21 protein-coding genes are annotated in these 26,060 nt (G+C 40.0%); 12 read left to right on the plus strand and 9 right to left on the minus strand.

From position 1 onward, the window contains the following. Nucleotides 1-34: 34 nt before the first annotated feature. From AC27JP_RS17680 to AC27JP_RS17700, 5 genes are all read left to right on the plus strand, one after another. Entirely contained in the window at nt 35-775 is a 741-nt protein-coding gene (locus tag AC27JP_RS17680) for a helix-turn-helix domain-containing protein (RefSeq protein WP_487117251.1), read from the plus strand. Between the two features lie 49 nt (nt 776-824). Then, nucleotides 825-2,396, plus strand: coding sequence for a phospholipase D family protein (locus AC27JP_RS17685; RefSeq protein WP_487117252.1), 1,572 nt, complete (start codon nt 825-827; stop codon nt 2,394-2,396). A 21-nt stretch (nt 2,397-2,417) separates the two neighbouring features. After that, nucleotides 2,418-3,065: an esterase/lipase family protein gene (locus AC27JP_RS17690; RefSeq protein WP_487117253.1), complete on the plus strand. Its 648-nt coding sequence runs from the start codon at nt 2,418-2,420 to the stop codon at nt 3,063-3,065. 142 nt (nt 3,066-3,207) lie between these two features. Further along, the gene (locus tag AC27JP_RS17695; RefSeq protein ID WP_487117254.1) at nt 3,208-4,848 is read left to right on the plus strand and encodes a methyl-accepting chemotaxis protein; all 1,641 of its coding nucleotides are present in this window, start codon (nt 3,208-3,210) and stop codon (nt 4,846-4,848) included. Nucleotides 4,849-4,999: 151 nt separating this feature from the next. Then, nucleotides 5,000-5,341: a hypothetical protein gene (locus AC27JP_RS17700; protein WP_487117255.1), complete on the plus strand. Its 342-nt coding sequence runs from the start codon at nt 5,000-5,002 to the stop codon at nt 5,339-5,341. A 68-nt stretch (nt 5,342-5,409) separates the two neighbouring features. Here AC27JP_RS17700 and AC27JP_RS17705 read toward each other — a convergent pair whose 3' ends face one another. The 6 genes from AC27JP_RS17705 to AC27JP_RS17730 all read right to left on the minus strand — a co-directional run bounded on the left by AC27JP_RS17705 (nt 5,410) and on the right by AC27JP_RS17730 (nt 13,659). Next, nucleotides 5,410-6,675: a sensor histidine kinase gene (locus tag AC27JP_RS17705; RefSeq protein WP_487117256.1), complete on the minus strand. Its 1,266-nt coding sequence runs from the start codon at nt 6,673-6,675 to the stop codon at nt 5,410-5,412. Between the two features lie 16 nt (nt 6,676-6,691). After that, nucleotides 6,692-7,369, minus strand: coding sequence for a response regulator transcription factor (locus tag AC27JP_RS17710; protein WP_487117257.1), 678 nt, complete (start codon nt 7,367-7,369; stop codon nt 6,692-6,694). Continuing rightward, nucleotides 7,359-10,523 carry an efflux RND transporter permease subunit gene (locus tag AC27JP_RS17715; protein WP_487117258.1) on the minus strand — a complete coding sequence of 1,055 codons (3,165 nt, stop codon included), beginning with the start codon at nt 10,521-10,523 and terminating at the stop codon, nt 7,359-7,361. The genes AC27JP_RS17710 and AC27JP_RS17715 overlap by 11 nt, the downstream gene beginning before the upstream one ends. Further along, nucleotides 10,523-11,695: an efflux RND transporter periplasmic adaptor subunit gene (locus tag AC27JP_RS17720; protein WP_487117259.1), complete on the minus strand. Its 1,173-nt coding sequence runs from the start codon at nt 11,693-11,695 to the stop codon at nt 10,523-10,525. The genes AC27JP_RS17715 and AC27JP_RS17720 overlap by 1 nt, the downstream gene beginning before the upstream one ends. A gap of 2 nt (nt 11,696-11,697) precedes the next feature. Then, the gene (locus tag AC27JP_RS17725; protein ID WP_487117260.1) at nt 11,698-13,044 is read right to left on the minus strand and encodes a TolC family protein; all 1,347 of its coding nucleotides are present in this window, start codon (nt 13,042-13,044) and stop codon (nt 11,698-11,700) included. Between the two features lie 153 nt (nt 13,045-13,197). Next, on the minus strand, nt 13,198-13,659 hold the full coding sequence (locus AC27JP_RS17730; protein ID WP_487117261.1) for a c-type cytochrome biogenesis protein CcmI/CycH: 462 nt from the start codon (nt 13,657-13,659) through the stop codon (nt 13,198-13,200). 252 nt (nt 13,660-13,911) lie between these two features. On the opposite strand from AC27JP_RS17730, the gene AC27JP_RS17735 reads away from it, so the two are divergent. The 4 genes from AC27JP_RS17735 (at nt 13,912) to AC27JP_RS17750 (ending at nt 19,579) form a co-directional block, all read left to right on the plus strand. Continuing rightward, entirely contained in the window at nt 13,912-14,643 is a 732-nt protein-coding gene (locus AC27JP_RS17735) for an SDR family oxidoreductase (protein ID WP_487117262.1), read from the plus strand. 104 nt (nt 14,644-14,747) lie between these two features. Beyond that, entirely contained in the window at nt 14,748-15,236 is a 489-nt protein-coding gene (locus AC27JP_RS17740; RefSeq protein ID WP_487117263.1) for an RNA polymerase sigma factor, read from the plus strand. A gap of 3 nt (nt 15,237-15,239) precedes the next feature. Then, complete coding sequence (locus tag AC27JP_RS17745) at nt 15,240-15,881, plus strand: hypothetical protein (RefSeq protein WP_487117264.1); 642 nt, start codon at nt 15,240-15,242, stop codon at nt 15,879-15,881. A gap of 320 nt (nt 15,882-16,201) precedes the next feature. Then, complete coding sequence (locus tag AC27JP_RS17750; protein WP_487117265.1) at nt 16,202-19,579, plus strand: hypothetical protein; 3,378 nt, start codon at nt 16,202-16,204, stop codon at nt 19,577-19,579. Between the two features lie 83 nt (nt 19,580-19,662). On the opposite strand, the gene AC27JP_RS17755 is transcribed toward AC27JP_RS17750, so the two are convergent. After that, nucleotides 19,663-20,331 carry an alpha/beta hydrolase gene (locus tag AC27JP_RS17755; protein ID WP_487117266.1) on the minus strand — a complete coding sequence of 223 codons (669 nt, stop codon included), beginning with the start codon at nt 20,329-20,331 and terminating at the stop codon, nt 19,663-19,665. Between the two features lie 63 nt (nt 20,332-20,394). After that, a complete protein-coding gene (locus tag AC27JP_RS17760; protein WP_487117267.1) occupies nt 20,395-20,946 on the minus strand; it encodes a TetR/AcrR family transcriptional regulator in 552 nt (183 codons plus the stop codon). 110 nt (nt 20,947-21,056) lie between these two features. Between AC27JP_RS17760 and AC27JP_RS17765 the strand changes: the two genes are divergently transcribed. The 3 genes from AC27JP_RS17765 to AC27JP_RS17775 all read left to right on the plus strand — a co-directional run bounded on the left by AC27JP_RS17765 (nt 21,057) and on the right by AC27JP_RS17775 (nt 25,139). After that, on the plus strand, nt 21,057-21,515 hold the full coding sequence (locus AC27JP_RS17765; protein ID WP_487117268.1) for an HPP family protein: 459 nt from the start codon (nt 21,057-21,059) through the stop codon (nt 21,513-21,515). A gap of 255 nt (nt 21,516-21,770) precedes the next feature. After that, nucleotides 21,771-23,444, plus strand: coding sequence for an alpha-amylase family glycosyl hydrolase (locus AC27JP_RS17770; protein WP_487117269.1), 1,674 nt, complete (start codon nt 21,771-21,773; stop codon nt 23,442-23,444). Nucleotides 23,445-23,588: 144 nt separating this feature from the next. Continuing rightward, on the plus strand, nt 23,589-25,139 hold the full coding sequence (locus AC27JP_RS17775; RefSeq protein ID WP_487117270.1) for a winged helix-turn-helix domain-containing protein: 1,551 nt from the start codon (nt 23,589-23,591) through the stop codon (nt 25,137-25,139). Here AC27JP_RS17775 and AC27JP_RS17780 read toward each other — a convergent pair. Then, complete coding sequence (locus AC27JP_RS17780) at nt 25,106-25,999, minus strand: AraC family transcriptional regulator (RefSeq protein ID WP_487117271.1); 894 nt, start codon at nt 25,997-25,999, stop codon at nt 25,106-25,108. The genes AC27JP_RS17775 and AC27JP_RS17780 overlap by 34 nt on opposite strands. Nucleotides 26,000-26,060: the final 61 nt, after the last annotated feature.

Below are 26,060 nucleotides of genomic sequence, written 5' to 3' on the forward strand. Positions count from 1 at the left end.
ACTATCAATACCAAAGGTATAGGAATTTAATACTTTGAGTCAATTAGATGATGTTTGTGCAACTTTAAAAGCTTTGCTAAAACAGCAGCATATTACCTATAAAACCCTGGCAAAGCGCTTAGCGATGAGCGAAGCCAATGTAAAACGCATGTTGTCATTAAAACAATTCAGTCTGGCTAGATTAGAAGAGATTTGTACCGTGCTGAATATCAATTTATCAGACTTATTTGTTTTGGTAGAACAGCAAAAAAAGAAACTCAGCCAACTGACACCAGAACAAGAATTAGAGTTAGTAAGCGACGTTAAACTGATATTGGTAGCCGCCTGTGTGCGCGATGGTTGGTCGTTTGATGAAATTATTCAACATTATGAAATTGACCAATTTGAATGTATTCAACTATTGGCAAAGTTAGATCGTTTGAAAATGATTGAGCTATTGCCAAACAACCAATATAAAGTGTTAATTGCTCAAGATTTTCAGTGGATACCACACGGGCCACTTGAAAAGTTCATGACTAAAGACGGCATTGCGACTTTTCTTGCAACACCTTTTACCGAAGATAATAGCTTTAGGTTCTATATTCGCGGCACTTACAGCCAAACCTCTATCGACATAATTAAACGCAAGTTAAATCAGCTGAAAAAAGAAGTCGCGCAGCTGAATCAGGAAGATGCAGCATTACCATTAGAAAACCGTCAGCATATTGGGTTACTATTGGCGATGCGACCATGGGAATTACCGCACTTTCAAAAGCTTAGGCGAGTTAAAAGCTAAACTTGGAATAATTAAAAACGTCTTCGTGTGTTTTATAAGGAATGTATCATTGCAAAATAACCATAAAGTTTTAACTCGAACAATGCCAACGATTAGCAAAGCCCTACTAAGTTTGTTACTTAGTTGTACACTTTTCGCTTGCAGCGCTCAAACCGTTAGAATTGCAGAGTCGACAACCGACTATTGTGCTGCTATTCCTGAAACTAACGACGCTATGCTGTCGGAGTATTTAGCTCCTGTTAGCAATAAAATGCAAAATAAAACCGGCGTTTATGTACTCGAACAAGGCATTGAAGCTATGTTATCTCGTGCTTGGTTAACTGAGCATGCAGAGCACACCATTGATGTGCAATATTTCATTTTCTCAACCGACAACATTGGCTTAATCGCGACTGATTATTTGGTAAAAGCCGCTGAACGTGGCGTAAAAGTACGAGTACTAGTTGACGACATTATGGTTGAAGCCAGTGGCGATGAATTACTTACCCTTACCGCACATGAAAATATCGAGATTAAAATTTATAACCCAATGGCCAATATAGGTAAAAACATTTTCGATAAGGTCATCAACTTAACCACTGATTTTCATCAATTAAATCAACGTATGCATAACAAAACCTTTACCGTTGATGGCAAAGTATCAATCACTGGTGGTCGCAATGTCGCAGATGAATACTTTGGTTATGATCATCAATTCAATTTCCGTGACCGAGATGTGCTGCTAGTTGGCGGCATTACTAGCGAAATTCAAACCTCATTCAATCAATTTTGGCAAAGTAAGTTAAGTGTTGATATTGCCGATTTAGTAAAATCGAAAAAAGCTGAAAACTATGTTCCTGACTTTAATCCATTGCACCAATATGCCTGTAATCCAGAAAACTTCGTGCCTTCGGTTAGAAAAAAAATTAATGAAATGCCCGTCGCCATTGCTGATATTCAACAAAAGCAGCAATTACAGTGGTTAGAAAACGTAGAATATATTTCGGATATGCCGGGTAAAAACAATGCCAATAAATTTTTGGCCGGTGGTGGCTTATCAACCGAAAAATTAGTCACGCTATTGCAAAGTGCTCGGAACAATGTCGTTATTCAAACCCCTTATTTAATCACAACTAAAGCGACGCGAAAAATTCTAAAAGCGGTAGTGGACAAAGGTATAGATGTTAAAATATTAACTAACAGCTTGGCCTCGAATGACAACCTTGAAGCATTTAGCGGTTATCAACGTGACCGAAAAGCATTACTAAAAACCGGCGTACAAATTTTTGAATTTAAGCCGGACGCGAAAATTCGCCAAAAGATCATGTCGGAAGTAATGCATAAGCAATTGCAGCAAGCCCCCATTTTTGGTTTGCATGCGAAATCAATGGTGATTGATGACCATACCAGTGTGATTGGTACCTATAATGTTGACCCACGCAGCGCTAATCTTAATACCGAAAACTTTGTCATTATTCCTTCAAAGAAAATTGCCCAAGAAGTTAAGCAAGGTATGTTAGAAGAAATGCAGCCGGAAAATGCTTGGGCCATTACCTTAGATTGGAACCCTGACAGCGAAGAAAGTTTTATGAAACGATTAAAAGTAAAACTTCGTCGCATTGTGCCGAAAAGTATACTTTAATAGCTAATATGGGGATGAATTATGACCACATCAGCAACTGAATGCGTAATTTTACTGCATGGTTTAGCGCGCTCTGCACATTCTATGGATAAAATAGCCCAACGATTAACTAACGAAGGTTATCGTGTGCTGAATATCGACTACCCCTCTCGGGCTTACTCAATTGAAGAACTTGCAGAGCAAACCATTACAGACGCCTTATCACATTGTGAAGGTTTGCCAGTTAGCTTTGTTACCCATTCCATGGGCGGCATATTAGTCAGACAATTTCTTCATAATCATAGTATCGAAAATCTGAATAAAGTGGTGATGCTTGGCCCGCCCAACAAAGGCACCGAAATTGTTGATAAGTTAAGCCATTTACCTGGCTTTAGTTTCGTTAATGGCGAAGCTGGTATGCAATTGGGCACAGGAGCATTGAGTTTACCAAATCAGCTTGGCAAAGCTAATTTTGATGTCGGTATTATCGCCGGCACGCAAAGTATTAACTTAATCTTGTCGTCACTAATTCCCGATACAGACGACGGTAAAGTTTCGGTTGAAAGTACCAAAGTCGATGGTATGAATGATCATATTGAAATGCCAACCACCCATGTTTTTATGATGCGTAATGAAGCCGTGATTGAGCAAGTCATTCACTACCTTAAACAAGGTAAATTCAATCATTAATTGTTCTGCATAGCATTGCCATTGCGCCACGACGCTCTGCTACTCCCTACTCAGACTAAAGTAGGATTGCCAATTTCACTGACACTGATTACCGTAAAACAACGATAAAGATAGTAACTAAAAGTCCGTGCGGTGGTAAATTATGTTCACATCTCGTCAGATCACAGTGTTGTTAGCATTCCTTACCGCTACATTCATAGCTTTGCTGCTTATTGTCTTAATGAAAATAACAGCAAGTAATACTTGGTCGATATTCTTAATTTTTGTCGCGAACTTCTTTATTTGCTTAATCAGTATTAATTTCGCCGTGCGTCACAAGCAAAAAATTCAACGCCAACTATTGGTTCAAACCTTAAGACTGGACATTGCCGATGACCTACCAGTAACTGATGCTTTAAAAAATCAGGTGAATAAAACCGCCGCGGCAGGTAAAAATATCGACGATAAAGCCAGTGAGCTCGCGATCAATTCTGCTGAAGTTGGCTTTTTTCTTGAGCAGCTTAGTAACGCTATCGAATTATCTAGTGAAGATGTTGATCGACTAGCCAGTGCCGCCCAGCAAATGTCAATAAGCATTCAAGTGATGAACGAAAATGCGGCCATCGCATCTCAGCAATCAAGCCAAGCAATGAGCGCCACATCTAGCGGTTCACAGCAACTTAATGACAATGTTGAGGTAATAAACCAGTTAAATGCCGATGTGATAAAGGCGGCAGAGAAAATAAAATCACTGTCACAAAAAGCGGCTGAGATTCAAAACATTACCAATGTGATTGATGGAATTTCAGGTCAAACTAACTTGCTAGCCTTAAATGCCGCCATTGAGGCTGCCCGTGCGGGTGAGCAAGGCCGAGGTTTCGCCGTTGTTGCAGACGAAGTACGAGCGTTAGCATCGAAAACAGCGGAAGCGACGGAGCAAATTGGCACTATGCTCAATCAAATTAACGATGAAACCCTGCAAACAACAAACGTTATGGCGCAAGTTGTCGAACAAAGCCATAGTATCGTCAGTGGAATGGGCTCATTGGCAAGTTCATTGAGTGATATCAACCAGCAAATGGCAGAGTCATCTGACGCCAGCAACCATATAAGTACGGCGCTGCAAGAGCATAATGTCACCAGCAATGAAATTTCTACTGCCATCACAAACCTACATGACTTTTTGCTTGAAAAAAGCCAAGAAACGCATCAGGTTTCTGATAAAGCAGCGGAACTCTGCCATAGTACTGAGTCTATTTTCATTGAGCTGGCTGAATTTAATACCGACTCAGTAATCGAAAAATTTTGTCAGCAAGCACAAACCTCGGCTCAACAAGTCGCAAGCTTATTTCAAGATAAAATTACCGCTAAGGAAATTAGCGAACAGGCACTGTTTGACTTCGATTACCAAGCAATTGCCAACACAGCGCCGCAAAAATATCACAGTGGTTTTGATAGCTTTACCGATACGTTTCTCCCAGCAATTCAAGAACCATTGCTAGAGCAGAACCCCGAATTTGTCTATGCCGGAGCCGTTGATATTAATGGCTATTTCCCAACCCATAATCGCCGCTTCTCTCAGCCTTTAACCGGTGATTCCGCAAAAGACGCAGTTAATAATCGGACTAAACGCATGTTTAATGACAGTACCGGCATTCGTTGTGGTCAGCACACTAACAAGTTTCTTTTACAAACTTATAAACGTGATACTGGCGAAATAATGCATGATGTATCTGCACCTATTATTGTTAATGGTAAGCATTGGGGCGGCTTTAGAATTGGCTTTAATGCCAATACGCACTAAGCCTTGTCACTAAAATCAAGTACATTAATTTCCACCATCCAAAAGATGAATTAATTATGACGGTTAAAATAAATACTTCACTTTATGGAAAATTTTAGTATGGTGTCATTGAGCTTAAGCAGTATTTAATGAATCTAGGTAGGGAATCGAGATGAAATTATTTAAACAATTAACGCTAGTTACTATTGTTTTATCAAGCGCAATATCAGGTTTTACGTCGGCACATGAAATGGAAATCACTGCCAATACACAACAAATATCAAAAGACAGTAAACATCATATTTACTCAGGCAATGTCAGAATTGCTTTTGCCGATGGCAACCTTTCAACTAAATCAAGCCATGCCTCCTTTGAAAATGGCAAAACAGTAATGGTAGGTGATGTAGAAATCATTCTTAACAATGCCATTGCTAAAACCCAGCGAGTTACCTTCACACCGTCAAATCAAGGATTTGTTGCTGAGATGGATAAGGTGACTTTTACTTATAAATAAGTATTTATGATAAGTATTGGGTATCGATAATCAGCTATTACCTGATTATCGATACCTGAATTTAGTGCTTAACGATTTTCAAAAATGATGGTGACATGATAACCGCTTTTACCTTGGCTAACGGTAAACGGCCAATTAAATTGCGTAGTGAGTTTTTCAACAAGCTGCATACCTAAACCAAACCCTAATTCATCTTCGCTCGCATCGAGTGCTGTCGAGTCATGCTCAACATTGTTAATGATCACCTCATTACCGCGTTGTAAAATATCAACATGGCCACTTTGCGTGTGCTGGAAGGCATTTCTAACAAGGTTATTCAGCACTATTATGGTAGGTACTTTTGCAATAGCGACCTGACTTTGGTCAGTGCAAATATTCACTTCCACAGCCTTTCCTGCCAATAAATATCGCAACTCAGCTTGGCAATTTTGCATTAACTCTCCCAAACTCAGCGTCTCAATCGGCATATCAATATCACCGTCGCGGCTCAGCCAAAGCAAGGTTTCTGTCATTGACTTCATGGTGAGACTGGCACGCTGAATACGATCACGAATATCGCGCTCTTTTGCGACAGGATTCGGGTTCACTTTTTCCAATAAGGCTGCATTACTTCTTAATACCGCAATCGGCGTTCTAAGTTCATGGCTAGCATAACTTAAAAACGCTTGCTCACGTTGAACCGACTCCGCTACCGACGCTAAATTACCGTGAATCAGGTTCGCTAATTCATTCAGCTCTTTAAACCTAAAGTCAGGCTTAGCTTTATCTAGATCCGTTAACGTTAGTTGCTTACTCCAGGCTTGCAACGACTCCATCGGCACCGCTATTTTTTTAAAGACAAATAATAGCGCCAAAATAAATAAAACAATTCCTGCTAGCCCCATGAGTACCACAACCACCATAGGATCGACTAAAAAGTTAGGCGCATGCTTGTCGGTCGCTAATTCTTCCCTTATATGCTCGTTATATTTTGAAACGAATATTTGCTGATTATTGCGCTCTGTCACGAGTAAAGAATATGCTCGACCCGGTGGTGCAATATAAATCCAATCTTCAAAAATTGAATGATGAACATTGTGCTCACTAGGAATAACAGGAAAGCGATCTCTGACAGGCTTAGGTACTTTTTGCCAATTGGTGGTAACATGAAAGTCGAGTATGGTTTGCTCTTCAAGATCACCTTGCGGATAAACCTGCCCAATATCTCGCATAGCGGCGCCAATAGATAAATCAAAAGCACTAAGAAACAATCGACCACTTTGATAGGATAAAATGGCAGAAATCAGCAATACTAAGCTGGTTAATAATGTAAATATATAGGTTCGAATACTCATGTTATCGATTTAGTTCCTAAACTGCTTTTTCCCGTAAGACAAAACCAAAACCGGTTTCAGTTTCAATAACCAAATTAGCCTCAACTTTCTCAAGTTGCTTTCTAAGGTGATGAATATGCACCTTTAAGCTGTTGCTATCAGGTTGTTCATCACCCCACACAGCTTGCATGAGTACCGCACGAGACACAGGTTTTCCCGCTTCACGCATCAGTTTTTCAAGTAACTTAAACGTGATCGGCGTTAGCTTAATGGTGTCCCCTGCATAAGTGGCGCTACGTGCTTTTAACGCTAGTGTTAGCTCATCAATATTTAAGGTACTTGCTTGACCGCTGCGGCGTTTAGATAAGGCAATGACACGAATTAAAAGTTCCTCAATTTCAAAAGGTTTTACTAAATAGTCATCCGTGCCAGCATCAAAACCCGCGACTTTATCACCGAGTGAGTCACGGGCAGTGAGCATTAAAATTGGCGTGTCATCACTATTTTCTCTAACTTTTTGGCAAACCGTTAAGCCATCAAGTTTTGGTAAATTCAAATCCAGTAAAATAACTTGATAATCATTGGCTTCGATTAGCGATAAACCTTGAATACCATTCGCTGCATGATCGCAGCGAATACCTTCAATTTCTAAATAATCTACAACCGTAGCCGCCAAATCGATATCATCTTCTACTAGTAAAACACTAATGCTCATGCATCAATTCCTCTCGACGTTTTGCAGTGAATTTCTGCTTTAAGCGGTCGATTAAGTTTATTGCATCTTGATGCATCATGAGTAATGACGGCACCAATAACAGGGTAATTAAAGTTGCAAATAAAATACCATAGCCTAATGACGCTGCTGCTGGAATAATAAACTGAGCCTGCGTTGATGTTTCACTTAATAACGGCATTAAACCCGCATAAGTGGTGATTGAGGTTAACAATACGGCGCGTAAACGTCCGGTACAAGCCTCAATAATCGCTTCAGACACTTTCGCTTTTTGTTGCTTCAACGCATTAAAGCGAGACACAAGTAGTAAGCTGTCATTTACCACCACACCACTTAAGGCAACAATACCATTAAAAGATAAAACACTCAGTACCATATCATTTAACCAGTGACCTAAAATTGCCCCCACTAAGCCAAATGGGATCGCCATCATAATAATCACTGGTTGCACATATGAACGCAAAGGAATGGCCAATAAAATATAAATTGCTGCCATGGCCATAATGAATAAGCGTGTCATTGAATCTGTGGTTTCTGCTTGCTCTTCTGCTTCACCAGCAAAATGAATGGCTAGATCTGGATACTTATTTTCTAAACGAGGAATAAGCTCTTTTTCTAACTCAAGCACTAATTCATTAGAAGAAATAATATCTTTATCAACTTGCGCACTAACATATACCGCCGGCAAGCCAGAAATACGGGTAATATCATTTTGTTGATATTCAGAAGTAACCCTTGCAACCAACGCCAACGGCACCACTTGACCATCAGTTAATCTAACATTGGCTTTCATAACATCATCAACGGTTTGACGTTGTTTTTCCGGATAACGAATTCTGACCTTCACTTCGTCTTTACCACGTTGATAACTTTGCACTATTTCACCACCAAAGGCTTGTAGCACCTGACGAGATAACGCTTGTGTAGTCAGCCCTAACGCTAAACCTTGTTCGTTTAATTCAAAACGTAATTGTGCTTGGCCTGAATCAAAATTATCATCAATACCACTAACACCCGCCACTTGCGATATCGCCGATTTTATTTCCTGCCCTGCAGCACGAATGGTGTCAGTATTCCACGCTTTCAGTTCAACTTTAAAGTTATCACCACCACCAAAGCCTGAGCGAATATCTAACTTTCTCACCCCTTCTGGCATTTTTACCTGCGCTTTCCAAATACGCGCAAATTCATTTAAGCCATAAGGTGCGCCTTCATCAAGCTCAACAACAATTGAGCCTGCTAAATCACTTTCACCAATCACTTCAATGGTATCAATGCCCGTACCTTGCTGGCCATATTTTGCCATCAGCTCTTGATCTGTGCTTTGCGCCGCAAGCTCAAGCGTATTTAAGTTTTTATTGGTTTGACCAAAGCTCGCATCATTTTGCATTGAAATACTGGCTTCAATTACACTACCTGGAATATCAGGGAAGAATGCCACACGCACACCACCGTTAGTTGGCATGCCTATCACTAAAATGAAAATAGCAATAAAACCACATAGCACACCATAGCGATAATTTACCGCCCATTTAATTGCTGGTTGATAAACTTTATCGCTAAACCACTGCAAACCATTATCGGCAGCATCTTGAATACGTGGCCAAATACTTTTCCAACCCGCTGTGCCTGTTTTCCTATGCGTATCTAAATGTGCCAAATGTGACGGTAGAATTAACTTTGATTCCACTACAGATAACAATAAACAAATCGTGACGATAACGGCGAATTGTGAGTAAACTTGCCCCATACCGCCTTCAACATTGGCCAGCGCAATAAAGGTCGCCACAGTAGTTAACACACCAAATATGGTAGGTACGGCAACTTTTTGAGCACCAACAACGGTACTTTTAATCGAGTCGCCCTGCGCTTTTCGCGTTGCGTAAATACTTTCGCCGACCACCACGGCATCATCAACAACAATACCGAGCGCGAGAATAAAACCAAACGTGGTCATTTCATTAATGGTCATACCGGTAAAGCTGTCGGTCATAAAGAACAAGGTGCCACAGAAAATAAAAGGTAAGCCCGCCGTTACCCAAAACGCAACACGTAAGTTTAGAAATATGGCTAAAACGATAAAAACTAGCGCAATACCTGACAAGGCATTTTTAACTAACAACGCTAAACGATCGCGAATTAAAGTGCCGCCATCGTTCCATGTTTCCATAACAACATTTTGTGGTAACAAAGCGCTTTCTTGCCATTTGCTGACAATATTATTAGCCTGCTCAACAATCTTTAATACATCGCCGTTGTCATCAACGTTAATTTCCACACCAATGCCGGGTTGACCGTTATAACGACCAACGACAAAAACATCATCAGCGAAATCATCATTAATTTTTGCCACATCACCTAAGCGAATTTGGCTACCATCTGCCAAAGTAACTAAGGGAATATTGGCGAATTCTTTTTGTTGGTACGCTTGTTCAGCCACCTTTAAACGCACAACTTTGTCGGCATTACGTAAACTGGTCGAAATAGCAGTAGATGATTCACTATTAACTACATCTGCAACATCTGAAAACGATAAGTTATAAGCTTGTAGCTTTTGCTCATCAAGCTCGATCGACATCATCGGCTCAGCTTTGCCTTTTATCGACACATTTGAAATGGAAGGCTGCGCGAGTAAATCAACTTTTAAGCGTTCCGCAATGGCTTGCAATGCGGTGCGATCACTATCGCCAAAAATTTTAATTGAATAAGCGTGATTCAATTGCGTCATTTTCTCTATGCTTGGCTTTTCCGCCGCGGCAGGAAAATTGTAAATAGCATCTACTTTGGCTTTTACATCACGCAATAAAATATCAAGATCATAGCTAGAAGTTGCTTCAACCGTGACATTACTGCCATTGGCATTTGAAGTCGAAGTAACACGTTTAATGCCTTGTACTGTTGCTAGTGCTTCTTCAATTTTTATCGCAATGCCTTCCTCAGAAAGCTTGGCATCGCCGCTATCATAAGTCATCGAAATGCGAATAGAGTCAGTCGCCCACGGCGGAAATGCCTCTTTACGCAATTGATTAAACGACATTAAGCCAAGAAAGATGATTGATAGCATCAATAAGTTTGCCGCAACTGAATTACCAGCAAACCAAGCGATAATACCCCGTTGGTGGTGTGCAGGTGTCATTACAATAACTCCTCTACTTTCGCTTCAACTTTCATATTTTTTAAGTAGCTAGCTAACGGGCGATTAACAATATTAACAGCTTCACTTGCAACGCTTTTATCAATTGGCTGAACATAAACAGCATTGTTTTGTGAGAACATCACGTTTATCGATAAATAATCGAGTAAGCCGTCATCATTTACCTGCCAAACCGTATTACTGTCAACCAATGCCGAGGCGGGTAATTGCCACAATTGCTCAAGTTGTTGGCCATGAATGCTGGCTTTGACAAATGAGCCTGGAAATAACGGTTTATCTAATGCAATAGGCTGTTTAACAACGGCAACCAATGAACGTTGACGACTTTGCGCATCAATATGCTGTTCAACTCGGTCTACCAATGCTTGCCATTGTTGCTGTGTTGATTCATCAGTTAATTGAACTTCTATAGTCGTTAGTTGCTGCGAGTCATTTTTTGTATTCTGCAATAATTGCCATTGCTGTGCGGATAACGGCAAAGCCACTTCAAATAATGAAATATCATATAAGTCAGCTAAAGTGGTGCCCGTTTGCACATTACTGCCCACTTGTACTTTTTTAGAAACCACTAAGGCATCAAATGGTGCTCGCAATTTGGTTTGTGCTAAATCATATTCCGCCTTTGCCACTTCTTTAACTGACATTGCATATTTGGCTTTTGCTGCCGCTAATTGTGGTTTGCGCAGTACTAAGTCTGAAGCTTGCTCGTCAGCTAAACCTGATTGTTGCCACTCTTCCTCCGCTTGGCGACTATTAAGCTGTTCTTGTGCTAAGGCTAATTCAGCATCCGCCAAATTCGCTTGTGCATTTGCCAATGCTTGTTGATAAACAATAGGTTCAATTTCTGCCAACAATTCACCTTTTTTAAAGGTGTTACCAGTGAGAAATTGATCTGACAAATAGGTAATTTGACCACTCACTTGTGAGGTTAGTGCTAATTGATTTCGCGATTTAACTTCACCATAGGCGGTCACTTCAGCACGTTGACTAATAGCAGCAACTGCCGTGACCGACACCACTGGATATTGTGGTGCTACTTTTGGCGGCGGTGTTTTTTGCTGATTGGCAGACAAGGCACCATTGATAGTAATGGCGAGAAAAATACTGCTTAATCCCGCCACAGTAGCAAGTGATTTTTTATTGATAATTGGCATACCTATACTCCTAAGCCTAACGCAAGCCCTAAGGTAATGCGGTTGTTTAATAACTCGTAAGTTAATTGCGTAACTTGTGCTTGTAATGAAAATGTTTGTTGTTGAATTTGTAGTAGGTCGATTAACGACACTGTGCCTTGGCGATAGCGTGAGGTATACGTTTGCTCACTACGCTTGGCGCTCGCTAGCGCTGATTCAGTCAGCACTAATCTTTTGCTAACAGCTTGTTCTTGAGCAACGGCGTTATCAACTTCATTAACGGCTGAAAGTAACTTTTCTTGGAAATTCCAATAGCTTTTTTCAGCGGAAAATTTTGCGATTTCTACTTCGCTAGTCAACTTCCCAGCATTAAAAATTGGTGCTGATAATTGCCCGAGTAATTGCCAAGCATTACTGCCAAAAAGTGCGTCATGTAAGTTAGCGTCACTATTAGTAATAGAGCCTGTTAACGACAAACTCGGAAGTAATGCTTTGTACGCCACTTTATGTTGATACTGGCTGGCAATAATATTTTGATAAGCCTGCTGTAAATCAGGACGTCGGCCTAAGTTTTGCTCTGCAACATTATCAAGTGGCATCATCACTTCAGGATAAACTTTACGATAACTGAGTGAATTTTCAGTCACGCCCGTTAATAGCACGATATTTCTTAACGCTTGTTGATATTGCGCCTGATAATCAACCAGTATTGCTTGGCTACTTTGTGTTGACGATTTGGCGGTATCGAGCTCATTTAATTCGATTAGCCCTTTGCGATAGCGGTCAACAATCACTTGTTCATTGGTTTGATAAGCGCTAACGCGCGCCGACTCTATGGCGATTAGCTGACTCGTTTGTACTAAACCTAAATAGGCTTGCATAACGTTAGCTGCTAATAAGTCTTTCGCACCTTGATAGGCATAAGCACTGGCAGCAACGTTTGCTTGCTCAGCACTGCTAGCGTTGGCAAGTTGCTGCCAAATATCAAGGGTCCAGGCAACGTCAACACTAGCGCTGTAGTTTGCCGTACTTGCTTCAGCTTTATTGGCATTTAAACCTGCTGAAATACTTGGCCATTGCGACGATGAAGTAACCGTTAATTGTTGCTCTGCAGTTTTTAAGGTCAGCAAAGTTTGTTGTAAGCTTGGGTTATTTGCCATGGCACTGGCAATTAAGGCATTGGCTTCATCGATAGCAAGTAGCTCAGATAAAGCGATAGCTTGTGGTTCATTGCTAACGTCAATACTGGTTTGTGCTAAATCTTTTAGTTGCTTGCTTGCTTGTTGATCAAAAGTTACATCTTCAAATGTTGAACATGCACTAATAAAACAAAAGCTTAGCGAGATAATAAATACTGGTGAAAACTTCACAATTCGCCCCATAATTAAAAATATGACGAAAGTGTAGCGAGTGAGGCGTTAAAACGAGGTTAAAAAGAGGGTTAAGAACAGAATTAAGATTTATATTTTTGCCAACCTATTGATTAGCAAGGCTTTACATTTGACCTCGCTAATCGATCATAGCTACTTTTTAGGTAGGGCTTTGTCGTGTTGATCAATAATCATAGTCACTGACTGATGTGGCCCGCTTTCGAAATTAACCGGCGTTGAATAACCAATAATATCGTCAGGGCTTTTCTGATGTGGATTTTTACTTTTCGTCGCTTTAGCAACAATCACCACATTTTCCGCTTGTTGTAAGGTTAAATGCGGTAATAAATACATACTTTGATGCAATTCAATCTTGCTGGGTAACTGTGACAATTTCCCTTTGAAGTTCGCTAACGGTAAACGTGCGCCCGGTTTAGAGGCATAAACATACAGCACCCAATCGTCAGCATCATTTGGCATTAATTCAGGGGAAATATTAACCTGTACGGTAATTTTTCTATCGGGTTTATCAGAGGTTTGCTCCTGTGCATTAGCCATATTAGACCAGCCAATTATTGTCCACAGCAGTAAACAAAAACTCAAATATTTTTTCATCACCATTACCTTAAAATAATCGCTAACATTACCACCAAGCAACTTGGTTACTTAGCAGCACAGTGTAATTTTCTCTTAGCTAATTCTTAACCGCTTAAACAATAAGCGCAAGGAAATACCTTGTAATACTGTACATTTCTGCACAAAATGTGACTTACCTCAAACTTGGCAATTTTCAACGAAGTAACTAGTTCTAGAAAATAGCTTAAATCTCGCATACGCTAACGCTTCATATTTTCAATGGATGAGTCAATGAATAAAGTCGCATTAGTCACAGGCGCTGGGCGAGGCATAGGCGCTGCCACGGCAAAACTACTCGCAATGCAAGAATATAAAGTTTGTGTTAATTACCGCACTAAAGCCGACAGCGCGCAGCAAGTGGTTGCAGATATTAAACGCCAGGGAGGAAGTGCGTTCGCTTTTGCTGCTGATGTATCACAAGAAAACGAGGTGATTAAACTCTTTCAAGCAATCAATGATCAATACGGCGCTGTAACACATTTAGTCAATAATGCCGGCATTTTATTTACTCAATCCACTTTGGCTGATTTATCTGTTGAACGTTTTAACAAAGTATTAATCACCAATGTCACTAGCTGCTTTCTCTGCTGTCGAGAAGCAATAAAACAAATGCCAAACGGCGGCGCCATTGTTAATGTTTCATCAGCAGCATCCAGAATAGGCGCACCGAACGAGTATATAGATTATGCCGCTTCTAAAGGTGCGATGGACTCGCTTACCAAGGGTTTATCGTTAGAGTTAGCAGAGCGTAATATTCGCGTAAATGCTGTGCGTCCAGGTTTTATTGATACCGATATGCATGCTGATGGCGGAGAACCAAATCGGGTAAAACGCTTAAGTCCACAAATCCCGTTAAAGCGTGGTGGCACTGCAGCAGAAGTCGCCAATAGTATTGCTTGGCTTTTATCTGCTGAGGCCTCGTATGTTACCGGCACATTTATCGATATTGCCGGTGGCAAGTAGCTCATTTAAAAATAATTCCATTGCAGGTGTAATGTTTTCAGTTTTTTGCCACTAACTGATTATAAGTAAGAAGAGCAATTAATTTAGGGTGAGAACTAAACAACATGGGAAGTGACTTTTATACGGCATTCATACTGCCTTACGCTGGTATTATCATTAAAATCTGTCGGGCATATACCAATTCTCAGGATGATTTTGAAGATTATTATCAAGAAGTATGCTTGCAAATTTGGCGCAGCCGTAACAACTTTAAAGAAAATTCACAGTGGTCAACATGGATTTATAAGATCTCCTTAAATGTTTGTTTAACTTACTTAAAAAAGAAAGATAGTCAACATCAGCAATTTGCTTCTGACACTTTACCCGACGAGGTAGTGGCTGACAGTCAAGCATTTTCCGATGACGCTATCAACTTGCTATATGACGCTATTCGTCATTTATCAGAAACAGATAGAGCCTTAATTTTGCTTTACTTGGAAGAGAAAAGTTATTCAGAAATTGCCGATATTATTGGCTCTAACGTAAATAATATCGGCGTCAGAATAACCAGAATAAAGCAACGTTTAAACAAAATACTTAACATGGAGAGCTAATCAATGAAGCAATCAATCGAAGCTATTTGGCAACAAGGTTTTATCGACGACAAGGCATTAATTGCACCAAAGATTAATGATTTATACAATCAAAAATCTCAAAATGTCGTTGATAAGTTACAACAAACATTCCGCTGGAATAATATTGGTATCGCCATTGGTGCATTCGCAGTATTAGTGGTAATGAGTGCATTTGGTATGCCCATTTTGGCAATGTTTATTGCAGCTATATTACTTGCCATAGTCTGGCTTGGTAAAAATCAACTAGCTGAATTAGAACGTATGGATAAAAATGTTAGCAGTTATCAGTACATTAAATCATTTGATACTTGGTTAAAAAACCTCATTGCACATTACACACGAATATATCAGTTTGTATACCCAGCTCTGTTTCTAGCTTGTATCGCGCAATTTGGCTTTTCAGAAATAGGCCTATCAATTATTCATGGCTTTCAAGTGGATTTTCCAAACATACCTGTATTATTTGGCGTGCCAATTGTTTTTAGTGGCGGCGTATTATTTATTGCCTTTTTGCTGTCGTATTTTGCCAGTGCTATTTACCAATTAGACATGAAGCCGATTTACGGTCGCGAGTTTAAAAAGCTTGAAGAGATCATTGCAGATATGGAGGCATTGCAAGACTAAAATGTTAAAGAATCAGCTGTAGTAACATAATGTCATATTTTAGCTACCTTGCGACTACAGCCATTCAGTTAGAAACTAGATATTAAACATCTTTTATAACAACTACCTACTCTACGCTTAAAAAATATTCCCAATCACCTTTTTAGTTACACCTGTAACATAGATGTTACAAAAACAATACAATTGTGCAATAAACATCCGAACAAACGTTAGTCACTGGATCACCACTTTAGCAAATGCTATAAGGTCGTGTTCGTTAAGTAAAAAAGCCCCCACAGAACAACCAAACTCACTTTTTTACCTATCAGAAGGATGTCCATATGCGTATTAGGACTGAAAAAAAACTAAGCCGTTTATTAATTACTGCAGCAATACTTGCACCACTAGCTTTATCAGTACAAGCAGAATTTATTGAACGGAAAATAGCAACACCAAACCTTACTCCAACCACATTATTAGCAACGCCATATAGTCTTATCGCTGAAGAAGCGATTCTTGCTGATTTGCGTGGCCCATCTAATGTTAAAGATATTACCCTAGCGGTAAATAACAATGGTGAACTGGTAATTCGCAATAACACCGTACGTTTGTTTAGCGACTTGAACGTTATTGTTGATGGTACAGGTGTCACGATAAAGCAAGTGATTCAACCACGTACAACAGTCACGGTTGCATTAACCGATTTTGCGTTATCAGCAGAAACAACACTGACTCGTTTAGAACCCTATGGCGTTTTTTCACCGAATGCCAATGGCTTTAATGAAAGTGTTGAAAAAGACATTTGGGTTGACGTTTACGCTGATATTCAACGTAATATGATGAAGTTTTATGCTCGTGCTGAAACTTATGACTATTACCAAAATTATTTTTGGTCTGAACGAGACGAGTCAAAAAGCTCAACATTATCAAAGTGGCATAAAACAGCCACCTATGATATTCCAAAAAATTACCGTAAAGCCCACAAAGCCGCAGGCTTGGCCAGTAGTAGTTGGTTAGCACTAGCAGCCTATACTTTAGATCGCTCATTTACCGTTACCGATTATATTTATACTTCACATTACGGCACATTTAGCCACGAGTATGGCCACACCATGGGCTTCAATCATGATTCAGGTATGGCATACGGCTGGGATAATCCGGTACGTGCAGAAATGCAAAAGCTTATTGCAAACGGTACCGTCAACCGTGTTGCATCAGGCGATGAACCGACTAGCCACGATATGGATTTCTTTTTGCATTTTGATGAGGCTGAAGGCTTAACATTGTATCAGCAAGCCGATGCTGAATTTACTGGTATCGACTGGATAAATGTTGTTTACGATGATGCTAAAATTGCCCTCAGTGAAACCCGCATCGAAGATAACAAAGTCAAGTTTGACCTAGCTAAAAACAGTCACGATAAAATTTTGTTTAATGCCCGTTTAACTGATCAAGAGTTTATGGCGAATTTAAGCTATCAAACGCAAGACACCGGAGCAATAGAACTAGGTTCATCAACATTTTTCATTCCAGACATGAGCGAGAATATTAGCTCAGGCATTATAGTTGATGCTGCGACTGACGTTGTTGGGCCAACAGCGCCAGTATTAAATGTTGGAAGTAAAACCCGCTTTAGTTTCCCGGTAACAGCAGAAAATGGTGAAACTCTGGTCGTGCAAGCATGGGGAGACAAACACTACCCGGGCTGTGAATGGAAACCAATGGAAGATGCTGCCGGTTGTTCAACAAGGCATCAGCAATCGTTTGACGCCAATTTACGCATTAGTGTAACTCTAGAAGATAACCCACAATTAACCGTAGGAACCTATACCGGTTCACTGCCATTAACTCAAATTGATTATTTTGATCAAACCAGCCCTAAGCCACTAGTATTACCTATTAACATTTCTGTATTTTCAGATCCAACACCGGCTAAATTTGCCGCAGAGCAAGTACAGCATGAACAAGCACGAGCAGCATTAGTTGACGCTCTACCTCTGTTTGATGGTGCCATCACAGGCAATACCAATAGTAGTGACGCGTTTAGTGTCGACATTAATGGTGATGCAAAAACCTTATGTTATTTTCATGCAGTGAAAAAAGATTTATCAACAACATCGTTACTTGGTTTTGTTGAAAATAATACTTGTACGATTGGCGAGCTAAACAGTTATAACGGTATTGCAGGCTTGAGCTCTGAAAGCTTCCTAACCTTTAACCGTAATACGATTAGCCAAGTAGACGATAAAGTAATGATCACTTTGCCTGAAACTGGTGAGCATCTTCAAATTTGTTACCGCAATGACGACCCTTGGACAGGAGTTGGTTTTATTAGAGGACGCAAGTGTGTTTCTAATATGACGGCAAGCAATGGCAAAGGATGGGGCTTTTCAAGTGGCAATCAATATCTAACACAGTCACGTGACACCCTAGATCAATTACCAGAAAACGAAGGCTGGGTTCTACCATCAGCAGACATTACACCTTTAACGGTTAATTTTGACCATGGTGAAAGTGCTATTTGTCGTATGAGCATTTTAGGCACACAACTTTTAGGTTATGTTAATGATGGCAAGTGTACTATCGGTGCCAATAATGTTTGGCAAGGTAAACAAGGTTTTGGCTCATCTCAATACCAAGTGGTTGATGCAAATGCTAAACACAAAATTGAAGCCGTTAAAATTACCGTTAAGCAAAGTAGCTGGTTTCCTGAGCCACTAGATCTTGAAGTATGTTATCGCGCAGAAGCCGATGTTGCTGGTGTAGGCTTTAGTACTTACGCAGGCCAATGTATGCAACACGACCGTGGCGTAATCAAAGCTAACGGGAAAAATTGGTATTTCGGCTACAACAGTAATAGCCCGAAAGTCATGTGGGAATATAGCTTAAGAACCGACGACATTTGGGTTACACCTTCATCAGCACAATTAACATTTAAGTTACCCACCAGTACTGGTGAAAAAACCGTTTGTCGCTTTGAAGCAAATGATAAAGCGCACTACGGTTTAATCAACGAGCTTAATCAATGTGAAATTGGTGCTAATAATCGTTTAAATGGCCAGTACAACTTTCATAGCGATGAATATCAAGTTATCCGCGCTGACGCAGCAATGCCGGGCGAAAATATTAACTTCTTTCACGATAACGATAAAGTAGTACAGCTGTGCTCACATAATGACAACGTAGGTTACAGCTTCGACGGCCAACATTGTGAGCAAGCCGAAATACTTGGTGACAATGGTAACCGCTGGTTGCACAACAGTGATAACGCCATGCAGCAGTATATTTATCAATTTCCCGAAGATAACGCTTGGGTGTTTCCTACAGCAGCGTTAACACCTTATGTAGCAACAACTCAGCAGGGTGAATTAACGGTTTGTAGAACACACTTTAACAACCGCACCGTGATGGGGTTTGTGGTTGATAACCAATGTAAAATCAATAGTGATTTGAGTATTGAAGATAACTTTGGTTTCAGCAATGCACGTTATCAAGTTATTGACACTAGCCTAGGGAATTCAGGTGATGCAGTTATGGTGACTTGGGAAGATGGCATAAGCCGCGAAATTTGTTACCGCCCAACATCAAAGTGGATGGGTGTTGGCTATAGAGGCAACCGTGGCGATCGATACGTTAATCGCTGTCAAAGCAATTTGGGTGCAGACAACGGCGGTGGTTTTTTCTTTTCTAAAGGCAATCCCCTGATCACCTTTCCATAGTATTTAATGATTTAAATACACAAAAGGACGCTGATATTAGCGTCCTTTTTATTATTTACCTGCATAATTCTACTTATATTAACTCACTTTATCGTGGTATTTTTCAGCCAACTTTTCAACGGTTCAACCCATTGTGGCATCGGCCGATAAAACGCACCATGTTCAAGGCCAGTAGAAATTGCTAGTTCTGAAAAATGTTGCACATTGGGGCTTCTATCGATAATAAATTGACACGAACCAACACCATCTGAGGTTTCATAAATAGAATAAACATTGCCATAAAGTTTGATGCTAGTATCCGCTTTTAGCAGGCCAGCACAGGCAGCTAGAATAATAGTATTCATGTCATTCGACGCGACAATGTTCGATGTGAGCGCCGTTATCTCACCGCCACGTGAAAAGCCTAATACGGTTATATTTTTATAAGGCACACCTTGTTTAACTAACTTATCTATATCAGCCGCTAACCTAATGGCAAATTCTCTTGGCTTTGTAGCTTTTGGTCGGTGGTAAGCAATAAGGTTATACGCATCATCTTGCAAGGCCTGTTTAACCGCAGGAAAGTCATATTTTCCCCAGCGGCCGTGTACAGGTGTTGGATTATCCCCTTCAACAATTAAACCATGAGAGTAAAATACGTAATGGTCATTGGCATCAATTTGTTCAGGGAACTCGCTGTATAGGTTACCTGCCCACCCGTTTAACGATAAATAAATACCCGTTAGTAATATCGCTAATTTTAGTTTCATCATATTGTCTACTTCACTTTAATTTTCAATACTTATCTTGCTCAGTAATCACTAAGCAGAGAGGTTTTAGCCGTCTATATAAGCTAATGCCCAACCAGTGCATTTTTCCGCAGCGTCTAAATCTTGGCTAATATAAGCCGATGTAATCGCCCCTTCTTTCAACATACAAATCAATTCAAATAATGATTGCTCAAAAATCGGCATTTGCGTCTTAAGCATCATTCGTACATTTTCTTTATGTTGTTGACAAAAATAGGAAATACTTTCATTTTTATAAGTAAATTCTGCTGCAGTATTAATAAAATAACAGCCTCTAAAGTCAATCAATGCCGGTACTTGATTATTAAACCACCGCGTTAAAGCGCTAAATAGTTTTTTTATGAACTCTTTATTATCAACTGAATTTTCTACCGATGATTCTAGCCAAGTAATAAAAATATTATGTCTCTGCTCAAGCGTCGCAATGATCAACGCGTCTTTACTGTCAAAATAACGATAAAGTGTTTTCTTAGCGACACCTGAAACTTTCAATACTTCATTTATACCAACCGAGTTGATGCCATTCTTATAAAATAAATCTAAGGCAGTGTTTATTAATAATTGTTGCTTATCACTCATGCTTTTCCTCACTAAATGCATCGATACCTTGACACATGTAGAACACTCTGTCTACCATAGATAAGTAGACAACTTGTTCTACTTATAAAATGATGAGGTAAAAGTTAACAATGAACAATATATTTACTGCGCTATACGCGGGTGTTGGCAGTGCATTGGCTATCGTTATTCTTGCATTTTTAGATAATGCCCAGCTTCAGCACATATGGATCATGGCACCATTTGGTGCAAGCGCAGTACTGGTTTTTGGTGTGCCAGATAGCCCATTGGCGCAGCCTAAAAATGTAATATTGGGGCATTTATTAACTGCCTTTATCGGATTAATTTTTCTAACAAATTTTAGTGTAACCCCTATAACATTAGCGTTAGCGACAGGACTTGGCGTCAGTGCCATGCTATTGAGCAAAACAACTCACCCGCCAGCAGGGGCGAATCCACTACTCATTATGCTCACAGGGCAAAGCTGGAGCTTTTTGCTCACACCGGTGCTTTCAGGTGCAATTGTTATTGTGCTATGTGGAATGTTAATGACAAAACTTAGAGGTAAATTTCTATCTCAAACTCAGTAACAACTTTATGCTGTTACTTAATTTAAATGTTGCGTTAAAAATGCCGTTAAATTCTCAAATAATAAATATAAGGCTGTTATAGCAACTAACTCGTTTACTTCACTGAATTATTTTTTACTTGCAATCAGAATAAAGACCTCGAACAATTACATTTAAAATCATGAGTTTAAGATTTATTAAGAAGTTTTAAGTTAGTTTTTTTGGCAATCGAGTGTAAAAACAGATCACTTTTAATCACTCTGGATTTTGAACATTATGTCATTGCAACACACAGCAAAAGTCTTAGCCTCATTATCAGTTTTAGCTCTTTTTCTAAGCAGTTTTTCGGTCGGTGCACAAACAAAAACCGCGCTATTTTGGCAAAATGCCACCGTCTATTTCATGTTAACTGACCGTTTTAACAACGCTGACCCAAGCAACGATCAGGCCTACAATCGTACAAAAGAAACAGCAAAATTACGGGGCTTCGAAGGTGGTGATATTAAAGGTATCACAGAGAAAATTGAGCAAGGTTACTTCAACCGCTTAGGGGTTGACGCCATTTGGATGACCCCTTTGATTGAACAAGTTCATGGTTATGACGACTCCGATGGGCTGACCTATTCTTATCATGGCTACTGGCCAAAAGACTGGACTGCCGTTGATGCAAATTTTGGTGATGAAAACGATTTAAAGCAGATGATCGAAACAGCTCATCAACAAGGTATTAAAGTATTGCTTGATGTCATCATTAATCATACCGGCCCAAAAACGCAAGCAGACTGGGCTTGGCCAGACAGTTGGATAAGAACGACACCCATTTGCCAATGGCACAATTATCAAGAAAACACCCAATGTGCGTTAGCAACTTCACTGACTGACATTAAAACAGAATCAGAAGCTGAGGTTGAATTACCCCCACAACTTATCAAAAAATGGCAAACAGAAGGCCGCTTAAAACAAGAACTGGCCGAACTAGATCGCTTTTTCGAGCGCACAAAGTACCCACGAGCACCAAAATATTACATAGTAAAATGGCTAACCGATTGGGTACGCGACTACGGCGTTGATGGCTTTCGAGTGGACACTGCAAAACATGTTGAAGCTGAAATTTGGGCAGCACTGAAAAAAGAAAGTGAATTTGCCTTAAAAACCTGGAAACAAAACAACCCACAACAAGTGCAAGATGACTTGCCATTTTATATGGTGGGTGAAGTATATCATTGGGGTATAAACGGTTATGGAAATACCGCAGACGACGGTATCTCTTATGACTATGGTGACAAGCAAGTGAACTTCTTTGAATACGGTTTTGATGCGTTAATCAATATGGGATTTGTTGCCGATGCTGGAAAGCCTATTGAACAAACATTCTCAAGCTACTCAAAAGCGTTGAATAACGAACTTAGTGGCAAAGGTGTTCTTAGTTACATCGGTTCTCATGATGATCAAAATTCATACGACCGCGAACGTAGCCAACCTTTTGAAACGGCCTTTAAATTAATGCTTGCCCCTGGTGGCGTGCAAATTTATTACGGTGATGAACTCGCTCGACCTATGTATGCAGAAAATTCCTATGGTGACGCTAATATGCGCACCCCGATGAATTGGCAGGATCTCAAAACACCAAAAACTCAAGCGATATCGGCACATTGGCAAAAGCTTGGCAGTTTTCGACAACACTATGATGCCGTTGGCTCAGGTACCCATAAACAATTAAGCCAAACACCTTATATTTTCAAACGTGAACTTAGCGGCAGCCCTTCAATACTGGTGGCAAAAGATTTACCTATTGGTGCTAAAACAATTTCAGTATACGAGCTATACGCAGACGGTGAGCAAGTATTTGATCACTACTCTAATACAGCACAGACCGTGCGCAACGGTAGCGTAAAACTTAATAATGAATTTACCTACGCACTTATTGCCAAAGCCAAGGTGAAGATGTAGCACAGGCTTAACAAAAGCGGCAGTTATCAATCAGCAATATTTGATGCTGCCCATTAGCTAAGCAAGAAAAATTGCGCTATTAATTCATAATGATTGTCCGCATAATATTGAATTAATAACTAAAAATTCACCTTATGCTATCGAATGCTTTATCAAATTAATCATTATGTTTTAAATTTACAAACCCGTACATTGTCAGATGCTGATGTCAGCCATCATATTCGCCCTAAAACATTGGCAGTATTAATGTATTTAGCTGAGAGAAGCGGACAAATTATTTCTAAAAATGAACTGCTCGAGGTAATTTGGGACGATGTTAATGTTGATGATGGAGTAATTTTTCAGTCGATAAGAGAAATTCGTCAGCTATTTGCCGACAGCAATATAATTCAAAATCACCCTCGTAAAGGCTATGCTTTCACAGCGGCACTAAATCCTTTGCCTATAGATGAGAACTCAAACGCTAAAAGTAACAACCCTGACGCAAACTCCTCAACAGTTTTTCAACTATATTGGCGTAGGTTCGCCATTGCCTTAACGGTTTTATGTTTGTTATTGCTCGTGTTAGCGCAAATGTTTAATAGTGATAGCCATATCCCTGACATTTCAACATCAGAGGCGGTCACAGCGTTTAAACAAAACATTATTGTGTTGCCGGTAAAACATAAAATTGCCTACGGCGAACATGATTGGGTTTACCTTGGCGGCATGGAACAACTTATCGCGAAACTAAAAGCGCTGCCGAGTACTATTTATATTCATGACGGTATCCGCATTCCGCAACTTATGCGAACCGCGGGGTTGAGCAGAAATTTTACCTCTGCAGAAACCACCAAGCTATTTACCACCACAGGGGCCACGCTGATTATTGAAAGTGAGTTACACGGCAATATTTCTGACTACAAATTAGTCTATAAATTTCATGTTAAAAACGATGTAAAACAAGGGATAATTTTAAATACCGACATTAAATCCGCGCTGGCAGAACTCGCACAAAAGGTTGCCGAATTTACCCAACACCCACTGCAACGTAATGCTGACGAACCAGCAAAAGAATTCAGTGACGCACTGTTTGCGCAAGCCATGATAAATTACGAAAAAGATTGGCATTCTTCTATTAGCTTTTTTGAAAGCTACTTGGCCTTAAACCCAAACTCAGTCATTGCCAGCATCTACCTCAGCAAATTATACCTGTGGAATAAACAATACCCACAAGCACAAACACTGATTAAACAGACGGAAAAAATTGATAACATTAGCCAGAAAAATAAAGCGGAGCTCTATTTAATTAAAGGCCGCATTGCCTCGCAACAAAAATCATGGCAACAAGCTGAGCAGTTTTTTAACCAAGCTAGCTCGGCAATCACAAACCAACCAGAATGGTATACTAAAGCGAGTATTGCTGAGGCTCGAGGTTTAAACTATTTGGCACAAAATTTACTGGTGGAGTCCACAATAGCATTTAACAAAGCGATTGAACTAAATCAAATCACACAAAGCCCAATCGGCACCAATTCAAACAAGCTTCACCTCGCCTATGTGCTACATCAACAAGGAAAACTTGTTGCAGCACAGCATGTTTATCAACAAGCAAAACAACAAATAGAAGCAACACAGCTAGAGTTTCTTTATTCTATGTTAGCAAGCTATAGCAACAAACTTCACACTAAAGATTTAGGCGTAGCATTAAAATGACGTTTAAATTCCCGGCTAAATTGTGATGGGCTAGTATAGCCAACACGCATCGCGGCTTCGGTAGCCTGCATGCCATCAGACGTCAGCAAGTCTTTTGCTTTGTTTAAGCGAATTTTCTTTAAATATTGCAACGGCGTTTCTTTGGTGACCTGACGAAAGGCTTTGTGAAAGCCTGAAACACTCATATGTGCTTGCTCAGCTAAATGTTCTACTGATATGGTTTCTGCGTATTGTTTGTGTAAGGTATCTAATACCCGTGCAATGCGTGCATAATGGCCATCGTGATGCGCTAAATCAAAAAGAATATGGCCATCTTTGCCTACCAATGCTCGATAAACAATTTCTTCAACAATGGCTGGTCCTAAAATGGCAGCCTCAGCATCGCTATGTAACACCGATAATAAGCGCATTACCGCCATATTAAAACTCTCATTTAAGGTGTTCGACTTAACGCCAAAATCTAGCTTACTTCGGTCAACGCTGCCTTCGAGTGCTATCTGCTTTTTCTGCTCGGTAATTTGATTCACTAATTTGTGCAAAGTGTGAGAATCAACATCAATGGCTAAACCTAAAATCGGTAAATTGTTATCGGCAAATGCCTCACACTCGAGTGGCATAGGCACACCAAGCACTAAGTAGTCACCAGGGCCATATTGCACACTATTATCAGCAATATATATTGTTTTTCGCCCTTGCCCCATAACAATAATGCCAGATTGATAAAGCAAAGGTTGGCGATCACTACTATCACTGCCGCGGTAAAACTTCACACCAGGAATCACAGTACGAAAAGAACCATTTAAGTCATTCAAAGACTTTAAGTCGGCATAAGATTGCATAAGCTGCGCCAAAGTTTGCATAATTCATCTAGCACCTAAAAAATTGAAGATTTATTGATTTTACACAAATAGGCAATAAATA

This window comes from Colwellia sp. SU-HH01172, from assembly GCF_057553355.1.